The organism is Streptomyces sp. NBC_00076, assembly GCF_045041235.1.
Lineage (GTDB): Bacteria > Actinomycetota > Actinomycetes > Streptomycetales > Streptomycetaceae > Streptomyces.
This window is the reverse complement of record NZ_CP108242.1, coordinates 3,038,931-3,061,507: the sequence shown is the minus strand read 5'-3', so window position 1 is coordinate 3,061,507 and position 22,577 is coordinate 3,038,931. Positions and strand designations below refer to the sequence as shown.

At 69.5% G+C, this 22,577-nt stretch carries 17 protein-coding genes, 1 other RNA gene and 1 pseudogene; 9 read left to right on the top strand and 10 right to left on the bottom strand.

Annotation, left to right across the window (positions count from 1 at the left end; all coding sequences use genetic code 11):
- Window positions 1-6: 6 nt before the first annotated feature.
- The 3 genes and pseudogenes from OHA64_RS13965 to rnpB all read left to right on the top strand — a co-directional run bounded on the left by OHA64_RS13965 (window position 7) and on the right by rnpB (window position 2,209).
- Window positions 7-837: a helix-turn-helix domain-containing protein gene (locus OHA64_RS13965; protein WP_405612710.1), complete on the top strand. Its 831-nt coding sequence runs from the start codon at window positions 7-9 to the stop codon at window positions 835-837.
- A gap of 18 nt (window positions 838-855) precedes the next feature.
- Window positions 856-1,638: pseudogene (locus OHA64_RS13960) on the top strand (DMT family transporter); the annotation flags it as partial.
- 151 nt (window positions 1,639-1,789) lie between these two features.
- Window positions 1,790-2,209: RNase P RNA component class A (gene rnpB / locus OHA64_RS13955), an RNA gene on the top strand.
- Window positions 2,210-2,379: 170 nt separating this feature from the next.
- Here the strand turns inward: rnpB and OHA64_RS13950 are convergent.
- The 7 genes from OHA64_RS13950 to OHA64_RS13920 form a co-directional block, all read right to left on the bottom strand.
- Complete coding sequence (locus tag OHA64_RS13950) at window positions 2,380-2,955, bottom strand: hypothetical protein (protein WP_405612707.1); 576 nt, start codon at window positions 2,953-2,955, stop codon at window positions 2,380-2,382.
- Window positions 2,952-4,346: a hypothetical protein gene (locus OHA64_RS13945; RefSeq protein ID WP_405612704.1), complete on the bottom strand. Its 1,395-nt coding sequence runs from the start codon at window positions 4,344-4,346 to the stop codon at window positions 2,952-2,954. Before OHA64_RS13945 ends, OHA64_RS13950 begins: the two co-directional genes overlap by 4 nt.
- Window positions 4,343-5,152, bottom strand: a complete 810-nt coding sequence (locus OHA64_RS13940; protein ID WP_405612702.1) for an ABC transporter ATP-binding protein — start codon at window positions 5,150-5,152, stop codon at window positions 4,343-4,345. Before OHA64_RS13940 ends, OHA64_RS13945 begins: the two co-directional genes overlap by 4 nt.
- Before the next feature lie 32 nt (window positions 5,153-5,184).
- Entirely contained in the window at window positions 5,185-6,003 is an 819-nt protein-coding gene (locus tag OHA64_RS13935; RefSeq protein WP_405612700.1) for a zf-HC2 domain-containing protein, read from the bottom strand.
- On the bottom strand, window positions 6,000-6,560 hold the full coding sequence (locus tag OHA64_RS13930; RefSeq protein WP_405612697.1) for an RNA polymerase sigma factor: 561 nt from the start codon (window positions 6,558-6,560) through the stop codon (window positions 6,000-6,002). The genes OHA64_RS13935 and OHA64_RS13930 overlap by 4 nt, the downstream gene beginning before the upstream one ends.
- Window positions 6,561-6,758: 198 nt before the next feature.
- Entirely contained in the window at window positions 6,759-7,775 is a 1,017-nt protein-coding gene (locus OHA64_RS13925; protein ID WP_405612695.1) for an aminotransferase class I/II-fold pyridoxal phosphate-dependent enzyme, read from the bottom strand.
- Window positions 7,772-9,112 carry a radical SAM protein gene (locus tag OHA64_RS13920; protein ID WP_405612693.1) on the bottom strand — a complete coding sequence of 447 codons (1,341 nt, stop codon included), beginning with the start codon at window positions 9,110-9,112 and terminating at the stop codon, window positions 7,772-7,774. The genes OHA64_RS13925 and OHA64_RS13920 overlap by 4 nt, the downstream gene beginning before the upstream one ends.
- Before the next feature lie 53 nt (window positions 9,113-9,165).
- Here OHA64_RS13920 and OHA64_RS13915 point away from each other — a divergent pair, with 53 nt between their 5' ends.
- Genes OHA64_RS13915 through OHA64_RS13900 form a run of 4 tightly spaced genes read left to right on the top strand, consistent with a single transcriptional unit; the run spans window position 9,166 to window position 12,855 of the window.
- On the top strand, window positions 9,166-9,579 hold the full coding sequence (locus OHA64_RS13915; protein ID WP_405612691.1) for a hypothetical protein: 414 nt from the start codon (window positions 9,166-9,168) through the stop codon (window positions 9,577-9,579).
- Window positions 9,549-9,998, top strand: coding sequence for a hypothetical protein (locus OHA64_RS13910; RefSeq protein ID WP_405612688.1), 450 nt, complete (start codon window positions 9,549-9,551; stop codon window positions 9,996-9,998). The genes OHA64_RS13915 and OHA64_RS13910 overlap by 31 nt, the downstream gene beginning before the upstream one ends.
- Entirely contained in the window at window positions 9,995-12,463 is a 2,469-nt protein-coding gene (locus OHA64_RS13905) for a DUF4132 domain-containing protein (RefSeq protein ID WP_405612686.1), read from the top strand. The genes OHA64_RS13910 and OHA64_RS13905 overlap by 4 nt, the downstream gene beginning before the upstream one ends.
- A complete protein-coding gene (locus OHA64_RS13900) occupies window positions 12,463-12,855 on the top strand; it encodes a hypothetical protein (protein WP_405612684.1) in 393 nt (130 codons plus the stop codon). The genes OHA64_RS13905 and OHA64_RS13900 overlap by 1 nt, the downstream gene beginning before the upstream one ends.
- 194 nt (window positions 12,856-13,049) lie before the next feature.
- Here the strand turns inward: OHA64_RS13900 and OHA64_RS13895 are convergent, their stop codons facing one another.
- Together OHA64_RS13895 and brxD are read right to left on the bottom strand one after the other, a co-directional pair.
- Window positions 13,050-15,155, bottom strand: coding sequence for a DEAD/DEAH box helicase (locus OHA64_RS13895; RefSeq protein ID WP_405623969.1), 2,106 nt, complete (start codon window positions 15,153-15,155; stop codon window positions 13,050-13,052).
- 20 nt (window positions 15,156-15,175) lie between these two features.
- Window positions 15,176-16,513: a BREX system ATP-binding protein BrxD gene (brxD, locus tag OHA64_RS13890; protein ID WP_405612681.1), complete on the bottom strand. Its 1,338-nt coding sequence runs from the start codon at window positions 16,511-16,513 to the stop codon at window positions 15,176-15,178.
- Between the two features lie 239 nt (window positions 16,514-16,752).
- Between brxD and OHA64_RS13885 the strand changes: the two genes are divergently transcribed.
- Both OHA64_RS13885 and OHA64_RS13880 read left to right on the top strand, forming a co-directional pair.
- Window positions 16,753-18,561 (top strand): DUF262 domain-containing protein, encoded by a 1,809-nt coding sequence (locus OHA64_RS13885; protein WP_405612679.1) that lies wholly within the window; start codon window positions 16,753-16,755, stop codon window positions 18,559-18,561.
- Window positions 18,562-18,568: 7 nt separating this feature from the next.
- A complete protein-coding gene (locus OHA64_RS13880; protein WP_405612676.1) occupies window positions 18,569-19,618 on the top strand; it encodes an HPP family protein in 1,050 nt (349 codons plus the stop codon).
- A 56-nt stretch (window positions 19,619-19,674) separates the two neighbouring features.
- On the opposite strand, the gene pglZ is transcribed toward OHA64_RS13880, so the two are convergent.
- A complete protein-coding gene (gene pglZ / locus OHA64_RS13875; RefSeq protein ID WP_405612674.1) occupies window positions 19,675-22,557 on the bottom strand; it encodes a BREX-2 system phosphatase PglZ in 2,883 nt (960 codons plus the stop codon).
- Between the last annotated feature and the right edge of the window lie 20 nt (window positions 22,558-22,577).

The following is a 22,577-nucleotide window of genomic DNA, read 5'->3' as shown; positions in this document are numbered from 1 at the left end:
CAAGCAGTGACCACACAAGAACAGGCCCGATGGACCAGGGCCCGCCTCGGCCGCTGCGGACCGCCCCTCGACCTCCTCACCGCCCGCTTCGACCGGCACGTGTACGCCTCCCACGCGCACGAGGAGTTCAGCATCGGCGTGTGCGTGGACGGTTCCGAGGTCATCGCCTACCGCGGCGGCCACCTACGCCCCGGCCCCGGCTCCATCGTCGTACTCGCCCCCGGCGAGATCCACACCGGCGGCCCCGCCGCGTCCGACGGCTACGCCTACCGAGCCCTGTACCCGGCGCCCTCCCTCCTCACGGACGGCACCCTCGGCGGCGGCGTCCCGCACTTCCGCGAACCCCTCCTCGACGACCCCGAACTGGCCACCGCCCTCAGCCGCGCCCACGCCGAACTCAGCACCTGCCCCGACCCGCTGGAGACGGAGTCCCGCGTGCCGTGGCTGCTCACGGCCCTGGCCCGCCGCCACTCCACGTCCCGCCCGGCCCCCGACACGATCCCCGGCGCGGACCACATCGCCCACGCCGTACGCGACCGCTTGGCCGACGACCTCCTGGCACCCCCCTCCCTCGCCGACCTCGCCGCCGACCTGGACATGTCCCGCTACCAACTCCTCCGAGCCTTCCGTACGACGATGGGGATCCCCCCGTACGCCTGGCTGGCGCAGTACCGCGTGCACCGGGCCCGCGGTCTGCTGGAGTCCGGACTGAAGCCGGCCGAGGTCGCGGGCCTGGTGGGCTTCGCCGACCAGGCACACCTGACCCGCTGGTTCAGGAGGGTCCTCGGGGTCACCCCTGCGGTGTACCGCAACAGCGTTCAAGACGGCCGCTGCTGACGCGGCGAACATGGCCGCATGACTGCACGCGGCTGGTTCCTGTTCTCCCTGATGGGAGTGGTCTGGGGCATCCCCTACCTGATGATCAAGGTGGCGGTGGACGCCCCGCTCTCCACGTCCATGGTGGTGTTCACGCGCTGCGCCCTGGGCGCCGCCCTCCTGCTCCCCTTCGCGATACGCGGCGGCGGCCTGATCCGTACCGTCCGCACCCACTGGCTGCCCATGCTGGCCTTCGCGTGCATCGAGATCGTCGGCCCGTGGTTCACCCTCACCGACGCCGAACGCCACCTGTCCAGCTCGACCGCCGGTCTGCTGATCGCGGGCGTCCCGATCGTCGGCGTGCTCCTGGCCCGCTTCTTCGGCGACACGGAACGCCTCGGCCTACGACGGGTGACGGGCCTCGCCCTGGGCCTGGCGGGCGTCGGCGTCCTCACCGTGCCGCACCTGACCGGGGGCGACGCCCGATCCCTGGCGGAGGTGTTCCTGACGGTGCTGGGCTACGCGACGGCGCCGTTGATCGCCGTCCGCTGGCTGAAGGACGTCCCGACCCTCCAGCTCATATCCCCCTGCCTGGCGCTGGCAGCCCTGGTCTACGCGCCGGCGGCGGCAATGACCTGGCCCAGCGAGACGCCGTCGGTATCGGTCCTCACAGCCCTCCTCGGACTGGGCGTGATCTGCACGGCCCTCGCCTTCGTCGGCTTCCTGGAACTGATCAAGGAGGTCGGCCCGACCCGCGCGACGGTCTTCACGTACGTCAACCCGGCGGTCGCGGTGGCGGCGGGAGCCCTCTTCCTGGACGAGGCGTTCACGACGGGCATCGCGATCGCCTTCACCCTCATCCTGGCGGGCTCGGTCCTGGCGACGGCCGCCGGACCTGCTGCGCCTGCTGCCCCTGATGATCCTGACGGTCCGGTCAAAGGCACACGCCGGGTAGCATGGTCGACACGGCAGACGAGCCGGGCGGACGGCCGCGTGGAGTGCCCCTGACGGGACACTTCCCGAGGAACGTCCGGGCTCCACAGGGCAGGGTGATGGCTAACGGCCACCCGGGGTGACCCGCGGGACAGTGCCACAGAAAACAGACCGCCGGGGACTTCGGCCCCCGGTAAGGGTGAAACGGTGGTGTAAGAGACCACCAGTGCCCAGGGCGACCTGGGCAGCTAGGTAAACCCCACCCGGAGCAAGGTCAAAAGGAAGCGCCTTTCCAGGATTGGAAAGGTGCTTCTGCGAGGACGTTCGAGGGCCGCCCGCCCGAGTCCTCGGGTAGACCGCACGAGGCCGGCGGCAACGTCGGCCCTAGATGGATGGCCGTCTCCCCGGCCGCCGCGAGGCGACCGGGCGACAGAACCCGGCGTACAGCCCGACTCGTCTGCCCCCAAGGGCCCATGGCCAGGGAACATGCTGGTCAGCCCCTTTTTCCTGGATCAGGGGCTTGGTCGTGTACGCGGCCACCGACCGCGGCATCGCCGTGATCAGCCTGCCGATGCGGCCCGGCGGTCTCCCGGTCCGGGGGTTTCGGGGTCCGAGGGTTTCGGGGTCCGGCTACCTTCTCGGACCCGCGACGGCGTACGCCATGGTGCCGACGACCGTAAGGACCAGGGCTGTCCAGGTGCCCGCTGCCGTGCCGGGAGGCAGCAGCATCCACATCGCCACGTGCATCGGTGTACTCGTCGGGGGCGGGGCGAGGAACACCAGCGAGAGCCAGGCGAACGGCAGCGTCCATGCGTACTGGCCGCCCGAGAGCGCCGCGCCGAGGGCGACCAGTCCCATCAGGCCCGCGCTGTCCCGGACGACGAACGTGGTGGTGGCCATGGACACGCCCATGGTCTGCACCGTCAGCAGCGACGCGGCGACGGCCACACCGCCGAGCAGCACGTGCGCCGCTCTGCGGGGAATCCAGCGGATCGCGGCCGTCCGGTCCAGCGCGAGGTCCTGCCCGCCGAGCCCGACCGAGACCGCCATCGCCCCCGTGGTGAGGACGAGCACGGGCATGCGCGGATCAACGGGCCCCGCGTTCCCGTCCCGGGCGAGTGCCCACACCGTCACCGCGCCGATCAGCACCGCGGCCAGCGACGCGGGTACCTGACGCGAGCGCGCATACAGCGTCAGCCATCTCACCGGGACGCACCGCCCTTCAGCGCGTCGAACGCGTCACCCTTGCAGGAGAGTGCCGCGGCGCGCATCGCGTTGATCCGCGAGAGCTGCTCGGCCCGTGGAAGTGCCATGAGCTCCTTCCACACCGTGCGGGTCTCGGCTTCGGTCCGGGCGGGCAAACGTGCCGACGGGCCGCCGAGCGGCTTGAGTTCCCCGAGGACCCAGCCCAGCGCGACGGTCCGCGCGTATTCGTCTCCGCCCATGCCGCTCCAGCCGACGGGGGTGCACCCTGGCACCATGCCTTTGGCGATCAGGGCCCAGGTCAGCTCCTCGCCCTTCGCGGTGGCGACGATGTCGTCGTCGAAGTCGAAGAGCACGGTGCTGCGGGACCACCGCGGCGTGGAGCCCTCCGGCAGTACGGCGGTGTTCTCCCGGACCGAGTCCGGCGCCTGATCACCGAGGGCACCGTGCAGCAGACGCAGCGCCTCCTTGCCGGGGCCCGCGAGGTCCGCGAGCCGTGCCTGCTGCGTCTTCGTCACGCACACCGGGCCGTCGCACACCAGCTCCGAGGCGGCCTTGTCGACGACGTACATCCGGCGCGCGTCGGCGGGGAGGACGAGCAGGGCGATAGCCGCACCCGCCAGGACGGGCGTCAGGGCGGTGAGCCGGGCGCGCGGGGTCGCGGCGACGAGCAGTGCGAAGCCGGTCGCGGCGATGCCGAGCAGCCAGATCGTCTGGCCGACGTGCACGGGGGCGGACAGCGTGACGAACGCCTCGCGCACGTCCTCCAGCGTCGGTGACAGCAGCGAGATCCGGTTCGGCTCCGTGCTCGGCACCCCGTTCGTCGTGCCCGTCTCCGTCCGGCCCAGGGACATGTGTATGAGGGCTGTGAACACGAAGGCGCCCATGGCCAGCGCGGGCGGGGTGAGCGGCGATGGCAGGGCCCTCGCGGCCCCCATGCCCAGCACGGCCCCCGAGACGAGGAAGAGCACCCCCACCAGCGAGATGGGCAGCCACCCGAGGTGCGTGTACTCGGTGTGGGCGAGCACCTGGACCCCGCCCACGAGGACGAGGAACGCGAAAGCGGAGGCCAGCGTGATAGCCGTCGCGACCGCCAAGGTGGCCGCGCGGTGCCGGGCGGGCCGCGGGGTGCTCGTCAGCAGCTCGGACATCTTCGAGCGGTGGTCGCGCAGTCCCTGCAGCGCCCCGAGCCCGATGGTGAGCGGCCACAGGTAGAACAGCAGGGAGCGGGTCTTCATGGCCAGCGGCGTCCACTGGGCCGTCCACGCCGTGGTGCCGCTCCACCAGGTGCCGTCCAGTGCGTACAGGAATGTCAGCGCCGGTACCAGGACCACGACGCCCGCCAACGGGGCGACCGAACGCCTCAACTCGATGCGCAGAACGCGGCCGTTCACCAAGTCCCCCTCTCCTGCTCAGGGTTGAGCAGCATGGCCGAGTAGCCGCGCTCCAGCGGGCTGTCACCCACGTGCTCCGGGCCGCCCACCGAGGCCAGTTCGTCCGGAGGGCCCTGGAAGACCAGTCGGCCCTCGGCGAAGAGCACCACGTCGGTGCAGGCGGCGGCGACGTCCTCCACCAGGTGGGTCGAGACGAGCACGCAGGTGTCCGTACCCAACTCCTGCAGCAGCTCGCGGAAGCGCAGCCGCTGCGCCGGGTCCAGGCCAACCGTCGGCTCGTCGAGGAGCAGGATCGGCGGGTCGTTGACGATGGCCTGGGCAATACCGACCCTGCGCACCATGCCGCCCGACAGGGCCTTCATCCTCTCGTCGGCGCGGTCCGCCAGACCCACCCGTTCCACGGCGCGTTGCACCGCCGCGGGGATGCTTGCTTTGGGCACCTCCTTCAGCCACGCCATGTACTCGACGAACTCGCGCACCGTGAAGCGTTTGTAGTAGCCGAACTCCTGTGGCAGATAGCCGATTCGGCGGCGCACCGCACGGTGCTGGCCCATGCCGGTCACGGACTCGCCGAGCAGTTCCAGGCTGCCCTCGGTGGGGCGCAGCACGGTGGCCAGCGTCCGGATGAGGGTGGTCTTGCCCGCCCCGTTGGGGCCGAGGAGTCCGTGGACGCCGACGCCCAGCGAGAGGTCGAGGCCGTCGACGGCCATCCGGTTCCTACCGACCCTGACCTTCAGCCCGGTGGCCTGGATCTCCCAGGCGTAGGCCGTCGGTGCGATGTCGGCCGCGCTCACGGCGGACGTCATGTGGTGTCCCTTTCCCATGTTCTTTTTGATGGTCATCGATGGGCTTCCAGCACGGTGTACGCGCCTCTGCGGGCAATCACGACGCCGATACCGACCGCGAGGATCAGCCCCCACGCGGGCAGACCGCCCGTCTGCAGGGCGAAGGTCGTACGGCTGGTGGCCAGGGTCGGCGCCACGACCACACCGGCCCACACGGCCGCCAGCACGAAGGCGGCGCGGGTCACACCGACGACACCGCCGAGCGCCAGGGTCGTCGAGGTGAAGGCCAGACAGGGCAGCAACCACTGCACCACCATCACTCCAGTCGCCCAGCCGCCCACCAGCAGCGCGGGGACCACCACACCGAGCACGGACGCGGTGCGCCGCAGCACCAGATGGAGCCCCACCCTGGGCACCGAGGCCGTCAGTTCGTAGGCGGGGTCCAGACCGCGCGACCAGGACGCCGCGACGCCGAGCACGGGCAGGACCGGCGCGAGCAGCAGCACCAACGACACCTCGCCGGAGCCGGTGTAGGCCAGGTCGAGAAGCGGGGCCAGCAGCGTCATGCCCACGACCATGGCCAGCCAGGGCACCATCGCGGGGGTCATCCACCTCGACAGCCGCGCCGACCAGCGCCGTCGGCGCGGCATCGTGGCGGTGACCGCGAGTCGGGGTTCGAGGCCGGACCACACGGTGTCGACGAGCCGCGCCACGTCGGGCGCCCCGGCACCGACAGCGGCGGACAGCCGGTCACGGCACACCCGGCACATCTCCAGATGCGCCTCCACTGCCCACACCTCGTCGGCGGAGAGGTCCGCGCCGCCGCGCACGTATCCCTCGATGATCCGCTTCGATGCGTGTTCGATACTCATGCCAGCGCCCTCCGCATCTCGATACGGGCCCGGCGGGCACGGGTCTTGACCGTGCCCTCGGGCAGCCCGAGCAGGACCGCGGTCTCCCGGACGGACAGCCCGTCGAGCACCATCGCCTGCAATACCTGTCTCAGCTCCGGCGCGAGGCACCGCAACGCGTCCCCGACGTCACCGCCGACGGTCTCCGCGAGCGCCAACTCCTCGGCGGCGGGTGCCACTTCGGGCGCGGCGGCGGCCGGCGGCGGCTCCGCGTGGTGAGCCCTGCGCCGGAACGCGTCGACCAGGCGGCGTGCCGCGATCGTCCACAGCCAACCGGTGGCCGTCCCCCCGACAGCGGTCCCGGCGAACGCACCTGCCGCGCGCCACACCGCCAAGTAGGTCTCCTGCATGACCTCCGCGACGATCTGCTCGTCCACACACCGGCGGCGCAGCCGCACCACCATCCACGGCGACGTACGCCGGTACAGCTCCTCGAACGCGGCACGGTCGCCCTTTGCCACCAGCCGGACGAGGCGCTCCTCGTCCACCTCGTGCAGCGCTGCTCTGACTGATCTCACACCTGCTAGACGCCCGGGTCGGGCAACAGGTTTTCCCGTCGTGGTGATCCACGTCACGCGGGGAGGCCCGCTGTCACGGGCCTTCGGGTATCAGCGGCATAGCGAGAAGCCAGTTGCTCGCGACATCGCCGTCAGCCCTCACGGAAACGCCCTCCCTGCACGTTTGTGCAGGTCATAGCCTTGCGTGGGCCGGCTGCTTCATCGCGCCACCGTCGGCGTCGGGCCGAAAGCGTCAGCAAGGCTGGTCAGGATGGAGCCGGACCAGCTGCTCTCCCCGAACACGCTGACCGGCATGGCGAGCACACCGCACTCGCGCTGGAGCGTCTCCGCTGGGATCTCAACCGGGAAGAAGTAGTTGCCGGAACAAGTCCGGCTCGCCGTGGGAATCGCCTCGAGCACTTCGTCCGGCAACCGTTCGAACAACCGCTCAGCCCGTACGGCCAGTTCGTCGACGACCTGCCGGGGCACGTCGCGGTGCTCGGTCAGCAGACGGTCGGCGAGCCTCAGCTGTGCCGACGTCGGCGGATCCGCCCGGAAACCTGCGGCCAATTCGGCTTGTGCCGGCCCCAGCAGGACCACGCCGAACGTGCGTGGCCACAGCCATCCCTTGGTGACCGAATGCAGCAGGACCGCACAACCGGTGTCCAGCAATCGCCGTGTGCCGGCGGCGAACGGGACTCCAAGGTCGTAGACGCTGTCGATCAGCAGGCGGCGGCGTGGTGATTCCCGCAACCACGAAATCACCGCGGCGCACTCGGCATCGGACAGGTAACGGCCGAGCGGCTTGCTGGGGTTGGCGAGCAGCAGGTATTCGGGCCGGTGGTCCGCCGGCGACCTCGGAAGGGCCGGCGCCGGTAGCGTCGGGTAGGACGCGGGCGCCAGGCCCGCAGCGCGGGCCAGCTCGAAGTACACCGGGTACACGTCGCTGGGCAGCCACAACCGCGCGTGCGCGGCGCGCAGCCAGTGGAACACCACACCGAGCCCGTGCCGGACCCCTCGACAGACCATGGCGTGGCCGGACCACTCTTCCGGCAACTCGAAGCGCCGCAGCCAGGCACGGGCGAGATCGCACCGGTGCACCGTACTCATGTCGGTCGGCGGTTCCGGCCGCACCGGAGCAAGCACCCGGTACACGTTGGTCTCGGCGGCGTCCAGAAGCGACGAGGAAGCACTGAGTTGCCGCTGCCGGAATTCCTGGAACTCCGCGAACCTCATGCCGCTGCGCCTTCCGGCACGATCTCGCTGGCCCGGTCTTCCAGGGAGGCGTAGCAGCGCCCGTCGGCCATGACGTTCCAACTGCGTGCGATCCCGCTGGTGCGTTCCCAGAGCAGGCTGGGCTCGGTGTACGCGGCTATCCGCATCGGCCGTCCGTCCCAGCTGCCGTGGTAGACCGGCGCGCCCCACGGCAGGCGGCTCGCCAGTTCGAAACCGTGCTGTTCGGCGAACCCGGTGACGATGGACAGCGAGACCTGGTGCTCCCGGCTCCAGACGTTGGCGGCGCGGTCGAAGTAGAGCGACTCAGTGCTGGTGGATACGTAGAGCTCCTTGAAGCAGACTTCCTCGACACCGAGAGCCGCAGCCCACGAAAGGTAGTCGGCGACATCGGCCGCGTCGGCGACGCCGCCGTGCTGGAGCACGCAGATCAGCCTCATCCGCAGCCCCGGCCAGCGGTCACGTTCCCCGCGCCAGGTGTCGATCACAGAGCTCACCGGCGTGCGCAGCATCATCAGCCGCTCGCTGACGGCGTCGTCCTGATGGTGCCGGGAGACCGCCAGCACGCTCAGGCCCGCGCCGCTCAGGGCCGCGAGACGGACGGCCCGGTCAGCATGCCGGCCTTTCGCCAGGGTGTGCGCGTTGGTGATCAGGACGACCTTCGGGAAGGCCGCCGAGCAGGCGGACACCAGTCGCAGCTGCTGTTCGAACGGTATGAGCGTGGGCTCCCCACCCCCAGTGATCACTGCACGCTCGGCACCCGCCGCACGGGCACGCTCCAGCCAGTGGGCAACCGCGTCCCACGGGACCCGTGCCGGCGCTTGGTCGCTGGAGATCGAAGCCGCGGAGAAGCAGAACGAACACCGGGCCTGGCAGGCGGAGGCGACTGGCAGAAGCGACACCGAGCGCGGTCGCGTGTCGGCGTAGCGTCGCAGTGCCGAACCGTGCAGGTGCAGAGAGGCCGCCATCGCATCCTCGACGGTTGTCGGGCGCAGAGTGAACTCGTCGCCTGCTTGGTCGAGTTCGTGGACTGCTGACAACCGGATGCGGGCCTCGTGCAGTTCCATGCCGAGGCCGGTCGACACGTTGGGCACCAGCTTGTCGGGGTCCACCATGGTTTCCAGCACCAGCAGCCGGTCGCCCGGAATGGCCAGACGGTCCAGCAGGCGTCGCGCCTTGCCGATGCCGATTCCCAACTCCGCACGGGTCAGCAGGTGGAACCGGTCGGGATAGGTACTCTCCGGAATCCCCGCTTTACCGTAAGAGAACGCGTACTTGTCGAAGCCCTTCGCGAAGTTCGACAGCACGATGACGTGGAAGCGCTGGTCGCCATGGTTCATGGCGTCATCATGCATCTGATCCTGTTGTCAGTCCCCTCTGTCATCATCCGGCCATGTTGTACGACGCCTTGGTGGCCGAATCCTGTAGGAACGACTCGCTCGACGACGTGCGGTCCGCCGCCCTCGACCGCGTCCGCTGGCTCGTCGACCTCCTGGAACGTCAGCGCACCGAGTTCCGTCGGTACATGGGGCACGAGTACCGGCGATCCAGGGCGACGGGCGCGGCGACGCAGGCCGAGATCGACGGGCGGCTCGCGGCCTGCGCGGACGAGGAGGGCAGGGCCGCGGTCCTGTGCCTCATGCTGGCCGCCTGCTTCGACAACACGAGCTTCTGGGAGTACGACAGCGAGATCGAGCCCCTGATCTCGAGGGTGCGCGGCTGGACGCCCGACGAGGTCGCGGTGATGCTGACCCGCGCCACCGAGCACGCCAGGCGATGCGCGACGTCGACCTGTTCGTGGGCGTGACCTCGATCGCCGCCGACCCCGACTGGACCGACCGGGGCGAGGACCGTCATGCCGTGTACTGGCGCACGGCCACGTTCGGTGCGCTGACGGCGAGTGCCGAGGTCCGTCGCGCGGCACTGGAACGGATCCTGCCGCGCCTGAAGATCGCCGGCCGGTGCACGCTCGACGGCCGCTTCCTGATGGTCCGCGGTGACCTGACGACGTACAGGATCCATCTGGGCTCGGCCAACATCCTGATGGAGCCCGACGACGCCTACCTGTGCGTCGTCCCGGCGCGGCGCTTGGGGGACGGCAAGGTGTTCCTGCCGTTCGAGGACGATCGGCTCTCCTTGATCCTCAGCAAGGCATTCCTGCTCGCAGCCGACACCAAGATCACCGACGCGACCATCCTCCACCAGATCAAGAGGAGTGCCCGATGAGCCTCGTCGCCCGGCTGATGCGCGTCCTGACGACCGACCCGGAATGCGCACTCGAGGAGCATGAGGGACGTGGGGAACTTGAGGGAGGTCGGGAACTTGAGGAACGGGACAGGCGCCCGGACCTGTCGCAGGTCTCCGACGAGGAGCTCGGCAGTCTGCTCGTGGCGGCCTACCGGGTGGGCGCCTCGGCCCCACACGCGACGACGAGGGTCCGCTTCGCGGTCGAACACGCGGCCAGGGAGCGGCAGCCGCGTTATACGCCCGACGCGTGCCGCCGGATGTTCGAGGCGCTCGTCGAGAAGTGCGAGGAGCACGGCTGGGCGGACCTCACCATCGGCCTGGACGCGCTGAAGCACTGCACGGGACCGCTGCCCGACGTGTCCCAACCGGCCCGCGCCCTGGTCGGGTTCTGGCTGGAGAAGGACACCGTGCGCCAGCCGTACGCGCTGCTCGCGGTGGCGGGATTGGCCGGCGACACGGCACTGCGCGCGGCCGTGGAACGCCTCTCCCGTGACGTCGGCCCCATCGTGGCGGACGAGTTCGCCGTGATAGCCGGCCTCGCCCCCGCCGACCAGACGCTGCTGTCCGAGATCGACCGGGACCACAGGTTCGTCTCGCCCATGGCGCACGCGTGGCGCAGGTCGGCCGACAACCCCGCCTACGTGGCGTTCGCCCGCCGCGCGCTGGAAGCGGCCGCCGACCGCACCGACGCGATCCGGGCGGGCGAGATCCCCTACCGGGCGGACAAGGCGTTCACGGACCGGGAGATCACCTCGCTCGGACAGGCCCTGCGGGTGGCGCTGATGCGCGACGAACCCTGGCTGCCGCAGCTGTTCGAGCGGCTCCTGCCCGGCATCGCCGTCGCCCCGACGGCGGCGAAGACGCTTCCGTCGCAGGCCCTGCTGTACGAGGTGGTCCGCGCCGCGCAGGACTTCCCGACGCCCGAGCTGGTGACCGCGATCCGCACCGTGCGCGGGACCGTCCGGCACGCCGGGGTGCCCAAGCAGCTCGACAAGATGCTGAAGAAGGTCGACGCGGCCCTGGCCGAACGCACCGACGTCGCGCTACGACTGCCGAGGCTGGAGTTCGACACCGCGTCCCTCAGCGGTTCCGCCCCGTGTGGCGTCCTGCGCCGAACGGCCGGCGACTACCAGGCCGTCGTCACGGTCACCGACACCGCCACGCTGACCTGGGAGAAGGACGGCCGCCCGCTGCGCGGCGTCCCGGCACCGGTCCGCCGCGACCACGCCGCCCTGGTCAAGGAGCTGCGCGACCTGGTGAAGCGGGTCAACGCCCAACTCGTCACCCTCGTACGCGCATTGGAGGGCGGCTTCACCGTCGAGGCCGTCCACCCGTACGGCTGGTGGCGCACTGAGCTGGCCGGGCACCCCCTCGCCCGGACCCTCGTACGCCGGCTGATCTGGGAGATCGAGGTCGCCCCCGGCGAGTGGCGGGCCGTACTGCCCGAGACGGACGAGCACGTGCCCGATGGGCACCTTCCTGATGCGCCCTCTCCTGATGCGCACGTGCCCGCCGCGCACCTTCTGGATGCTCGCCTTCCCGACGCGCCCGACGACGCCTCCGTACGGCTGTGGCATCCCCTCCGCTCCGAGCCGGACACCGTGCGGGCCTGGCGGGACCTGCTCGTCGAACGGCGGATCCGGCAGCCGTTCAAGCAGGCGTTCCGCGAGATCTACCTCCTCACACCGGCGGAGGAGCAGACCCGCGTCTACTCCAACCGATTCGCCGCGCACCTCGTGCACTACCGCAAGATGTTCGCCCTGTTCCGGGCCCGTGGTTGGAAGAGCGACCTGCTCGGCCCCTGGAACGACGGGGACGGCGACGAGGCCGAGCGCACCATGGCGGCGGGGGAGTGGCGGGTCCGCTTCTTCCACACATGGGCAGACTGGGCGGGCAACGACGAACTGGCATCGACTGACCAGGTGCGCTTCGACCGCCGGGTGGAGGGTGCCTGGCACGAGGCACCGCTCGCCGACGTGCCCCCGCTGGTGTTCAGCGAGGCGATGCGCGACGTGGACCTCTTCGTCGGCGTGACCTCGATCGCCGCCGATCCCGACTGGACCGACGGAGGCCTTGAGCGCGCCTACTGGGAGCGGGCCTCCTTCGCCGAGTTGACGGAGAGCGCCGAATCGCGCCGCGACGTCCTTCAGCGGATCCTGCCGCGCCTGAAGATCGCCGCCCGGTGCACGCTCGACGGCCGCTTCCTGACCGTCCGCGGCGACCTGCGCACGTACAAGATCCACCTGGGCTCGGCCAACATCCTGATGGAACCGGACGACAGCTACTTGTGCATCGTCCCGGCGCGGCGCCCGGGGGACGGCAAGGTGTTCCTGCCGTTCGGCGACGACCGGCTCTCCTTGATCCTCAGCAAGGCATTCCTGCTGGCCGCCGACACCGAGATCACCGACAAGTCCATCCTCACGCAGATCAAGCGAGGTGCCTGATGGCCACCGTGACATTCCGGGACGAGACCGCGGCAGGCAAACCGCTCACCGACTGGGAGGTCGCCGGGCTTCCCGAGCAGATGACCGTACGGGAGCTGATCAGACTCCGGATCCGCGAGGAGGCCGCCCGCCACAACACCCGCCCCAGTGACCGCTACAACGGCCTCGTCCGCCCCGACGACGCCGAGACAGACCTGAACGGCTACCGCCTGCGCGAGCCACGCCACATCGACTGGCAGCGCCAGGCCGAGATCGCCGAGCGTGCCTTCCTGACCAACGGGTTCTTCGTGCTGGCCGGCGAGCGTCAGGTCGAGGACCTCGAGGAGGTCGTGGATCTCAGGGGCGATCCGGACCTGGTGTTCATCAAGCTTGTCGCGCTTGTCGGGGGCTGAGGAGTGGCACTTCTCCGCCAGGCCGACACGGTCGGAGCCGCGGCCCGGCTCCTCGTCGGCGCCGAGGACCCACGCGCGGCTGTCCTCACGGCACCTGAGGAGTGCTGACGTACCGCCGTCCCGGTCGTGTCTGACGGCGGCCCTCTCGGAATGCTGAGCCTCGCGGACCGACTGGTGGCGCAGCACGTCTTCCATCATCGGGCGGTGAACCTGATGGTCTCGCGGAGCAAGGCGGTGGCACCGGCCAGGTCGGCCAGCCGGGCTGCGAGTGTGGCCTCGGCGAGGCGCGGCGGGAGAGCGACGCTGAACTTCAGTCCTGCCAGCGCACGGGGATCCACCGCCGGGAGGCACAGATGGTCGGCGGCGTGTGCGGTGGCCGTTCTCCATTCCTGCGGGGTGATGTCCTCGCGTAGTCGGACGTAGGTGTCTGTAGGACGCTGTAGGGGGTCGGCAATGCTGGAGAGGGTCGCGGCCAGGGTGGCGTTGGTGCGATAGCCCGCCCATGTCCACCACCGGACATTCGTGTCGTGGCCTCCGCGCATGATGACGGTGCCGTCGCGGTAGACGAACTCGGCGTTCTCATCGCGCACGCGAGCGAGGGCGCTTTCGGCACGGCGGGTGAGCCTGACCGGCGGGGTGGCACCGAGCAGGATTTCGCGGGCTGCCCGTGTCAGTTCGTACGACGCGGTGCGGGTCAGGCCGACACCGCCCCAGCGGGCCCGCCCGCCACTCTCCACCGGCTCGACGAAGCAGCGGCGGCGCGACCAGTCGATGTACGTCACCTGCCAACTGCGGCCGGCGAGCAGAAGTCGGCGAGGGCCGACGACCTCGTCCGTGAGCAGCACGGGATCAGTGGTGCCGATCTCGGTGCGGCCCGACAGCACAGCGAACTCCGGGGCGGCGGTGAAGACCGCGGTCAGGTCCATGAAGTGCCGGTAACCGAACCGCTTTTCGGCCTCCGGGCCGATGAACAGCAGTTCGCCGTCCCGGTCCAGATAGCCCTCTTCGACCAAGTGGCGCACGATCGGCTCGGCGGAAGGGCCGAACGGACCGAGACCTCCCCACCACTCCTGCCACAGCCGGTCACCGACCCGATGTTCTTGGAGGCAGAGCGCCAGCACCTGTTGCGCGGCGATGTGCCGGGGCTCCGGAGGCGCGACGACCGGCTCCACCCAGCCGCGCGACCAGAGCAGCAGAAGTGCCGACGCGGCCAGGATGCCTGCGTTGTCGGTGGCGAGAAACAGGCAGTTGCGGCTGGATCCATTCCGTCGGCCGGTCCGGCCCAGCCGCTGTAGGAACGAGGCCACGGTGCTTGGTGCGTCGACTTGGACGACCCGGTCGAGGTCGCCGACGTCGATGCCAAGTTCCAAGGTGCTGGTGGAGACGATCACGCAGTCGCGAGCCTCCGCGAAGGCCTCCTCCGCCCGCCGCCGCTCGTCGGCGGACAGCGACGCGTGGGACAGGAAAGTGGTCAAGCCCTTCACGCGGAGTGCCGCGCCGAGTTCCTCGACCTGCTTGCGCGATTCGCAGAAGACCAGCCGCTTCTCTCCCTGGTGCAATGCCGCGATCACCGTCGCCGCATTGGCCAAGGACCCTACATAGTCGAGCTGGACATCCCCGGGAGGGGGCAGTTTTTGTACTTTCTCCTTGAGGTGCGGCGCGACGACCTGAGCCTTGCCACGCCCGGCCTTTGCTCCCTGCAGCCAGGTGAGCAGCTCCTCCGGGTTGCCCACGGTCGCGGACAGGCCGACCCGTTGCACCGGGCGCCCGGCCACCCGCTCCAGCCGTTCCAGCACGGCCAGGAGATGCCACCCCCGGTCGTCGCCCGCGAAAGCGTGCACCTCGTCAACGACGATCGCCCGCAGCCCGGAGAAGAACATCCGGTGGTCGACATTTGCGCTGACCAGCATGGCCTCAAGGGACTCGGGAGTGGTCAGCAGTACATCCGGCCGTTCGCGCAGGATGCGCTTGCGGCGAGATTGCGTGACGTCGCCGTGCCAGAGCGCGGCTGAGCGCCCGAGCCAGGAGGTGTACATCTCCAGTCGGGGCAGCAGGTTGTTGAGCAGCGCCTTCAGCGGACACACGTAGAGGACCGAGGTGCCGTCCCACTTCTCGTGCGCCATCCGCGAGAGCAGGGGGAAGCACGCGGCCTCGGTCTTCCCGCCTGCGGTGGGCGCGATCAGCACGGCGTCCGCACCGTCTGTCAGGGGAGGGATGGCCTCCTCCTGGAGGGCCCGCAGGCGGGGCCAGCCCAATGTGTTCACGACGTGATGGACCAATCCCGGGTGAAGCAGGTCCATCGGATCGGGCGTCAAGTCGATCACGGGAGGTCCAGCTCGACATCATCGGCGCTGTCCACCGCCGCGGCGTTGCGCTCGACCTCGGTCAGTTCCGAGGCGTTCACCGTGAGTGCGTAGTGCTTGCGCGGATCGAAGTCCTCGAACTGGTCCACGCGGTCGAGGATGTCGCCAACGAGCTTCTTGAGGAACAGGCGAGGCGCTACCCCCACCTTGCCCCCCAGCGCCCCGCCAACGGCCTTGGCCAGGTCGGCGACATATACGTCGTCTGCGACCTCCTTGACTCGCTCAGCTGCCGAGGACCCGGCTGCATACAGGTCCCGGATGGTCAGGCCTAGCCCGATCAGCGAGTCGAGGGTGAAGCCCGGCAGCCTGAGCTGCACGGCACGCGGGTTGTCGAAGCGCGGATCAGTGGTGAAGTCGGTGGCCAGCCGTTGGGCCAGCGGAGCCAGACGCTGCACGCCCTGTCGGCCGTCGTAGAACGCCGGCGTGCCGGTGATCAGCAGATAGAGGCCGGGGAAGCGTCCGGAGTGCACCTCGTCGATGAGTTGGCGCAGCGCGTTCAGCGCCTTGTCACGGGCGTCGGACCGGACCCGTTGCAGGGTTTCCACCTCGTCCAGCACGACGAACAGGCCCGCGTGCCCAGAGTCGCGCAGCACGGTGAGGAGCCCCTGAAGGAACCCCAGGGCGCCGAAGTGGTCCAGGTCGCCGCGCACCCCCGCGGACCTGCGGGCCGCGGCGGCCACATGCGGCTGTCCACCCAGCCACGCCATGACGGCGGAGGCGGTGGCCTCGTCTCCGGACTCGAGGGCCGTACGGTAACCCCGCAGCGCCGTCGCGAACGACGGGGCGTGCCGGGACACCTCGGTGAGCCGGGCCGTCATCAGCTGCTCCACCCTTGCCGGCAGATCCTCCTCGGGCGCACCCGCGGCCAGGGCGTCCTCCTCAAGGGCGTAGAACCAGGCGTCAACAACCGGCCGGAGTGCGCTCGGGGGGAAGCCGGGCGTGGCCAGCCGCTCGGTGAGGCGTCGGTAGACCGTCTCCAGCTTGTGCAGCGGAGTCTCCGTCTCGGAGACCTGGATCTCGGCGACGGCGAAGTTGCGCCGCTTTGCACGCTCCCCGAGCCACCGTGCGAAGAAGGTCTTTCCCGACCCGTACTCGCCGCGTACGGCCTTGAACACCGACGCGCCGGACGCCACGGCGTCGAGTTCGGAGTCCAGGGCACTCTGGAATCGGTCCAGGCCGGTGGCCAGCAGGTCGAGTCCGCTTTCAGGGACGGCTCCCCGGCGCAGCGCATCGATCACGTCACGACGCCGGGCGGCACTGACGGGTCCGGTTTGGCCAGGGCTGTCTGTACTCACCCCAACAGTCTCCCATCGGCTTGAGACCACGGGGGCGCAGGGCGAAACGGGCAGCACACCAACACGCTCGGACCGCAGTTCGGACCGCTCGACCGCTGGGCCGGGATCGTTTGATGCCGACGTGCGGCAGCGGTGTCGGCGAATGCCTTGACTGTCGCCAACCCCGTTGATCCAATGGCATGTTCACCGCCGTAACGGGGCGGTGACGCAGCGTTCGGTCACAGACGGAAAGACAAAGCGTGGCACTCGACAGCCTGAAACTCAGCGACGCCCTTGCGGACGTCGCTTCCGGCGCCTTACAGCTCCCCGACTTCCAGCGTGAGTGGAAGTGGGACGACGAGCGCATCAGGGCGCTCATCGCTACGGTGACACTCGACTACCCACTCGGGGTGGTGATGGCGCTGCAGACCAACGGCACCTCACTGTTCCGCACCCGGACACTCAAGGGCGCCGAGGATGCGGAGGGCCGGGTGCCCGACCTGCTGCTGCTCGACGGCCAGCAGCGGCTGACCTCCCTCTTCCAGGCCTTGCACCGGGATCGCCCGGTGGAGACGGTGGACGCTCGGGGCAAGGAGCTGCGGCGCTGGTACTACGTCGACATTGCCAAGGCCATCGGGCCACCCGCCGAACGTGACGACGCCATCGTGTCCGTACCCGAGAACAAGATCCTCAAGACCGGCTTCAACCGCAGGGACCTCATCGACCTGAGCACCGTCGAAGGTGAGTGCGCCGCCGGTTACTTCCCCCTCCACTTTGTGTTCGACACCGAGCGGGTGAATGCCTGGCACCAGGAGTACGTGAAGGTCGACGTCACGAACTGGGGTTTCTGGGGACAGTTCCAGATGCACGTGCTCAACCGCATGCAGTCGTTCCAGGTCCCGATGATCAAGCTCGCGGCCTCCACGACCATGGACGCGGTCTGTGCTGTGTTCGAGCGGGTGAACACCGGTGGTGTGCCGCTCAACGTCTTCGAACTGCTGACGGCTACCTACGCGGGCAACCAGCAGTACGTGGCCGAGCACGGCGACTACTACAAACTCCCGGACGTTTGGTCGGACATCAAGAAGGGCCTCACGTCGTCATACCCGGTGTTCGGCCGCATGGAGGCCGGTGTCGAGGACGGGCTCAGCAGTAGCGACTTCCTCCAGGCCGTGGCGCTCGTCCGAACCTGGGAACGCAAGCGTCAGGAGCCGCGGGCGGCGGTCTCCTGCAAGCGTCGTGACCTGCTGGAACTACCTCTCGCGGACTTCAGCCTGCTCGCTCCGCGGGTGGCAAAAGCCTTCGAGTGGGTGGGGACTTTCCTGGAGCGGCAGTGCATCGTGCGCACCCAGGATTTGCCGTATCGCACTCAGCTTGTACCGCTGGCTGCCGTACGCACAATTTTGGGCGAGCAGACCGAAACGGTGGAGGCCGACGAACTGCTCACTCAGTGGTACTGGTGCGGTGTGCTCGGCGAGATGTACGGGGGATCGACGGAAAGCCGTTTCACCCGCGACGTCGAGCAACTTATCGAACGACTCCAGGGCAACACTGAAGTCGTCCCCGACACCATTGCCGAGGCGGCCTTCCTGGATGACCGGCTGGACACCCTCAGCACGCGCAACAGCGCCGCGTACAAGGGGGTTTATGCCCTTCTGGTCAAGCAGGGGGCGGTGGACTGGTACTTCACGGAAGCACCCCTGAACGCCGCGCGCCTGGCGGAGTACAGCGTGGAGGTGCGCCAGATTTTCCCGAAGGCGTGGATCGACAAGAACTACCGGACCTACGGCAACAGGGCGAACTCGATCATCAACAAGACGCCCCTGTCGCTGCGGGCCAGCAAAAGCATGAACGGATCACCCGCCGGCTACCTCAAGAACCTCGCGCTCGAGTCGGGGATGCGACCCGAGTGGTTCGACGACGTCATCGGCACTCACCTCATCGAGCCTGCCGCGCTGCACTCGGGCGATTTCGAGCAGTTCTACGAGAACAGATCCAAGCAACTGCTCGAACTGGTCATGTCGGCCATGGGCAAGCGCACCGTCTTCCGCGACGTGAAGGCCGGGTGACGCGGTCGTGCTCCGGACGCCCTCCGACGAAGAACTGCTGGCGCTCAAAGGCCGGCGCATACCTCTGGTTGAGCTCCTGACATGCTTCAACACCCGGTTCCGTAACGACCAGGCCATCCTGCATATCGAGCGGATCCTCAAGGACGCCGGTCTGTCGACTGTGCCGTACTTCGCCACCTGCGGCAGCCAGTCCGAGATTCTCATCGTGGCCCGGGAGTCCGCCGCCACAGAGTCCGCCAGTGCGGACGAGGACCAGGAGGACGAGGCAGGGCTGCTGCCCGGCGCACTGCCGCAGCACCCTCTGCGGATCGGCGACCTGCCGTGCGCCCACGCCGGGCTGGCCTCGGTCACCCCCGCTGATGACCTCACCCAGGCGACGTACATGATGCACACGCACAACTACTCCCAGGTTCCGGTTCTGGAGGGCCAGTACACGGTGGTCGGCGTGGTCACCTGGCGCTCGGTCGCCAAGGTGCATGCCATGGGAGAAGAGGCAGCACTTGCCAACGCAATCGTGGAGGACCCCCCGGTCGTCCACGCCCATGACGACTTCTTCTCCGTCCTCCCCACTATTTGCCAGCACGGATACGTGCTGGTCAGGGCGAACAGCGGACAGATCAGCGGCATCGTCACCGCGGCAGACATCACCCAGCGCTTCGACTCCACGGCCTGGCCGTTCTTCGTGGTCGGAGAGATTGAGTTCCGGCTCCGCAAGTGCCTCGGCGCGAAGCTCGGCGAGAACGCTGTCCGCGCCGTCCAGCGCAACGACCAGCAAACCGGGAAGATCGCGGACCTCATGTTCGGCCAGTACGTGATGCTGCTGGACGGAGACCAGAGGAACAAACAGGGCCACCGCAAGGAAGCTCTGTGCGCCGCGGCGGACCAGAACTGGCAGACGCTCGGCTGGGCCGGGGTGAACCGCGTTCAGTTCGTGCACCAGCTCGACCGAGTACGAGGCATTCGCAATCAGATCGCGCACTTCGACCCGGAGCCGCTGTCGCCGCAGCGGAGCGAGGAGCTGCGCCAGTTCGTGGGTCTGCTGCGCCAACTCACCTGACGCAGGCGGAAGCCGGAGGGCGGCCCCCGGACAGGGGCCGCCCTCGCCGTTTGCGCTCAGCTGAGTTCGAACTGGTCCCGCAGCAGTCCCATGTGGAGCCGCAGGGTCCGCCCGTCCGGCAGCGTCTCCAGGACCTGGACACCGTCGTGATTGAGCAACTGCCGAAGCACGGCGGCGAAGCCGTCGGCCGGCCGGTTCGCGGGGAGCCCGACGCGCTGGGCGAGAGCAGTCATCGGCAGGGTTCCGCCCGCGTCCAGCAGAGCGTGTACGGCCTTTTGCACCCGAGCAAGATCCGGTTTACGGGCGAGCAACTGCACCTGTGCCGTGAAGACCTCGGACTTCAGGAGGGCGTCGACCAAGGCATCACTCGGAGAGACTGGGGCTACGGACAATAGAGCGCCGTCCTCCGGTCCCGAAGGAACCAGCGCCACGTCGAACAGCGCGTCGTGGCTCTTGGCGAGTTCCGCCTCGCTCTTGGCCTTCTTGGGCGACCTCTTCGGTTCCGGTGCCGGTGCCGAGGTCGCGGCGGCGTGGGCCCGCGATGCCTGCTCCGGTCCCTGCGAGGCCAGTGACCACCAGCTCGGTTGCTGGTTCCCCAGCTCCCGCCAGCCACTCGGCGGCTTCGCCCCGAAGGGCAGGAAGGCCAGCACCGGGATGGCGAACTCGGCCAGGGACGCGCCACCGTGATAGCCGGCCTTGCGAGACGTGTAGCGGGTGTCGGCGTCCCAGAGGGCGATGATCTCGCTCTCCGGTTCCGGGTCGAGAACCCGAGGGCCTCTCAGTACGATCTCCTGCTCCACCAGCGGACCTCCGGGGCCGCGGTGCCGCGCGGACCGCACGTCTTCGGCGTCCACTCGCGCCGCGCGCCGGTCGATGACGTGGCCGTGGTCGCTGGTGAGGATCACCGCCCGGCCCTGGTCCGCGGCAGACTTGAGGAGCGCCCGCAGCCCCCCTATGTCGGACAGCCGCCAGGCACCGTCACCGAGTTTCTGCTCGGACGCGAGCCGGTCGTCCACGGTGTTGAGGACCACCGCCACATGCGTACGGTCGCCGACGAGCGCGTCGTGCAGTTCGGCCCCGAACGGCTCACCACTGCTCTCGGCGCGCAGATCGTCCTTGTGGAAGACCGCCACGTCCTCTCCGCCCCAGAAGCGGTGGGCGGGAACCAGCCTCTTCTCGTCGGCCTGCGTGCCCTTCATCAGCCGCGCTGCGAACAGCGAAGTTCGCGACACGGCCGTGATGGTGGGGAGAGCGGCTGCCATGGCTCGGCGCCGCGGGGAGTCCGCCGCACCGGACACCGGGTCGTACTCGACCCAGTGGTCCCGCAGTTGCTCGCCGAGCTCGGCGGCGATGGCGGCGCTCATCCCGTCCAGCACGAGGAGCAGGACCCTCCGCTCTCCGGCCTTCACCACCGGAGCGACGACCTCGGGAAGGAACGTCTCCACGGCCAGCATCTTGCCGGGACCACGGTCGGTCGCCGTCCGGACGGCAAGCATCTGGGCGAAGTGCCGGTCGATCTCGCGCCGACGTTCGTGCGCCGCGGCGCACAGAGCGTCGTACGCGGCCCGGAGCGCCGGATCGGGGTCGCCCCCGGACTCGATGTGCTCCAGCGCCAGGTCCACCCAGCCCGTCTCGGTGACATGACGGCCGATGGCATCCGCCACCGTATTGGTCTCGACCGGCGGATCGGTCGCGAGCCAACGTGCCAGTCGCTGCGCCATGCGCACCCGCTCGATACGGACGCTGTAGTCGGGATCCCGGGCGAGCCGGTGTCGGCTGAGGTCCTTCACCGCGGGTGTGATGTGCTCAGGTGCGCGGCTCGACAGCGCCTCGCCGGCAGCGGTGAAGCGTGCTTCAAGTCCTGCCGCCAGCACGGGACTTGTTCCCGCAGCCCGTTCCGCTCCGAAAAGGCGCGCAAGGGCGGCTGCCCGGTCGAGTACGGAGCCGGTCAGCCGCCGGGCTTCCGCCGCCTCGTCGCTGTCCGACCGTCCCGTCAGCAGCAGGGCGGAGACGAACTCCTCACAGGACCGTCCGAAGGCCGCCGCGAGGGCGTCCAGGTGCTCACCCTGGGCGGGTGGTTCCTCTCCGAACCAGCGCTCGGCCCGCCCTCGTGCCCGGTAGTCCTCCGCGTCCGCCGCGGCGTCGGCGTGTCCCCACAGCGCCGCGCAGACCAGACCGAACGCGGCGGCGTCCGGCCCGTGTTCCGCTGTCACGAGGGCGAGCAGGGCCTGCCCCGCGCGCCCGGCCTGCTCCGCTTCGCCGAGGAACTGCACGAGCCCGGCTCGCTCGGGCGCCCGCAGCGCCAGGAGCCGTTCGGGGCCGCCAGGCACGAGTGACCATCGCAGCAGGGTGTGGATGTCCAGTTCGTCACCGCCTCCCGCCGCGGAGCGGGAGGTTTCGGCGTCCGGATCGTAGCGGCCGATCCCCAGCCTCCGCAGAGCGAGCGAGGTCAGCGCCTCGCGTCGCGTCAGGACACCGCGCGCCAGCTTCGGCCATCCGCCGTGCGGGGGAGTGGCGTCCAGCAGCGACTCGGCAGCCCAGTTCTCCTCGAACAGCCGGTGGTCGAAGGCGCTCGCACCGAAAGCCTCCCGTACGACGTCCCAGGTGTCGACGGCGTTGACCCGCTGCCGGTGCACCTTGGCCAGCAGATCGGGGCCGAGCTCCGCCTCCTCGCGGTCGGTGAGCACCACCAGCACCTCGGGCCCGGTGGCCGACGGCTTCTGGTGCGCGAGGAGGAGCTCGTACACGCCGAGAGGAGAAGGCGCCGCGGCGACCGTGGCCCGCCGCTGCTCACCCCAGACCAGCTCGTCCGGGCCCTCCCACGAGGGCGCGGCCCGCAGCAGTACGACCCGACGCTTACCCGGCCCAAGACCGGGCTGCGACGCCAGGTACTGGGTGATGGTCGCGGCGTTGAGCCGCACCGCGCTGGTGGTGGTCACAGCCGCCGTACTCACTGTTC